The sequence below is a fragment of the Streptomyces sp. UNOB3_S3 genome, assembly GCF_020740895.1.
In the GTDB taxonomy this organism is placed as follows: Bacteria; Actinomycetota; Actinomycetes; order Streptomycetales; family Streptomycetaceae; genus Streptomyces.
In genome coordinates, this window is the sequence record NZ_JAILXP010000627.1 from 1 (window position 1) to 2,114 (window position 2,114).

Consider the following 2,114-nt stretch of genomic DNA (forward strand, 5'->3'; position numbering starts at 1 on the left):
TTGTCGGGGTTGTTGTACTGGTCCGGCACCCAGGAATCCGGGTGCTGCGCGCGTAGTTGGCCGACGCGTTCGCGGCGGGCCTGCTGCCAGCCGCCGGTGGGGTGCGGTTCGGGGACGACGTCGACCCCGGCTCCGTAGGCGGTCAGCAGCCGGGTCATGGACGGTTCCAGGCCGGGGTCGGTGACCAGGGTGACGGGGTGCCCGTAGACCATGCCGGCCAGAGCGAGCCCCAGTCCGAGCGTGCCGCTGGTGGACTCGATGATCCGGCCGCCGGGGCGCAGGTCGCCGCGGGCGCGGGCGCGTTCCACCATGTGCAGGGCGGGACGGTCCTTGATGCCGCCGGGGTTGAAGCCCTCCAGCTTGGCCCAGAAGCCGTGCCCGGCGGGGGCGAGGGGCTTGGACACCCGCAGGACAGGGGTGTCGCCGACCAGGCCCGAGATGCCGGAGGTGCTCGGGCGGGCGGAACTGACGCGCTGGGACGTCAGGGGGTCCATGGTTCGCCTTTCGGTCGATGCGTTGGTGAGGAGTGCTCGTTCCGCGCGTCCGGTCCGGGCGCGTCTCGGCGCGCCCCTGATGGCTCCACGCGGCGGCCGGATTACGTCGGCCGGTTCGGCGAGCTCCTATTTCCGCCACCGACAGAGATGGGTGAGTCTTTCCTGGCCCGACTGCGCGCTGCTCAGCCCGTACAGCGCGTGGACAGCGTCAGGCGATGGGGGCAGTGCGCCGACGGGCTGGTTCGTCAGAGCGCCCGAGGGGTCGGGCCCGTGCGTGGGCTGGGGCGCGGTGAGGTCGGCGCGACGCTGGGCCGCTTGCTGGCAAGAGGTGCAGTCGCGTGGGGCTGGAGTGCGATGAGGGGAGCCGTGACTAACGGGTGTGCTGTGGTGGCCGGCGAATCCGTCCGTCACCCGTGGGGCGTGCGGATGGCCGGATGCGTACGTGGGCAGGGGGCAGCCCACCAGAAGCATCAGCAGACTCCCCACGACGACTGCCGGAAGCCAGCGGGCGAAGAGGGGGCGGAGTGGTGTCAAAAGCCCTGGACGGTTACGGCTCTTGAATGCGGACGTAGGGGACAGAGGCCACTTCGATCCATGGCCCCCGGGCGTATTGCGCGGCACAGGCACTCCGTACGACATCCACACCGGCCGGAAATTCCCGGGCGCGTGGAGGCGGGTTAGACGGGCGGCTGGCGGTGCCAGGGCATAGCGCGGTGTCGCACTCAGAAAACTGAGGAACGATGCGATGCGGCACCAGGAACCGGAGGCAATGGGCTATGAGTCCAAGATGAACTCAGCCTGAATGCCTGGTGAAATCCGACCGGTTCCGGAGAACCTGGCTTCTAAATGCGCAGGATGCGTACGGCTGCCGACGATGGGCTTTCCGGCGCACTTGCAGGCAGGCTTACGGTCGCCCCGGCCGGGGTGGTCAACGCCGTCGCGGTGTCGAACGGTGTCGAGCAGTTGGGTGCGAAGAAGTCCGGGCCCTCCTGCGGCTTGCCGGACGCGCATTCCTCGGCTGCGTGAACGGTCTCGCCGTTGCCGTGGTGACCGTTGGTGTCGTCCTGCTTCAGCGCAGCGGACGACACGGCACCAGGATTTGAAGCTCCCTGTGCCTCATGTCCCTTGGCGGTGTGCTCGAAGGTCGACATGGCCACCGGGCTGCCGGTCGAGTGGCTGACGGCGCTCTCACCGCTGATGCCGTGGGTGTAGAGGAAGCCGAACAGCAGCATGGCCAGCCCCAGCAGACGCGACGGACCTGCCACCGGGCGGTGGCTCCGTCGCGTACGGAGTGTGGGCTGGGCCGAGACCATGACGTGATCCTAGCGTCACGTCGGCCCGTTAATGTCACCGCATCGTCCCAACGGTGTGTGAATCAGCCAACGTGCAGATGCTGCAATGGGCATTACGGCTCGGTTCGTCACTGCTATCGGTAAGCAAGGGTTAATCGTTTCACCTGTCCAGGAATAGTCGGGTCCTGGAGGTTTGGGCGACTTACAACAGCTAACAGAATGAGATCTGTTGACGCTGGTTGCCGTGTCTGACGGGCGGGTTGAGCGTTGTCCGGCTCGTGGGGGCATCGCCGTGGATCGTGTCGGATGAGTTGTGGGAGCGGATCGG

At 67.5% G+C, this 2,114-nt stretch carries 2 protein-coding genes; both read right to left on the minus strand.

All coding sequences use genetic code 11. From position 1 onward, the window contains the following. Window positions 1–494: pyridoxal-phosphate dependent enzyme (locus tag K6I33_RS34480; RefSeq protein ID WP_229358743.1), on the minus strand; the 494-nt coding region annotated here is incomplete at its 3' end. Window positions 495–1,336: 842 nt separating this feature from the next. Continuing rightward, complete coding sequence (locus K6I33_RS34485; protein ID WP_229358744.1) at window positions 1,337–1,726, minus strand: DUF6153 family protein; 390 nt, start codon at window positions 1,724–1,726, stop codon at window positions 1,337–1,339. Window positions 1,727–2,114 lie beyond the last annotated feature (388 nt).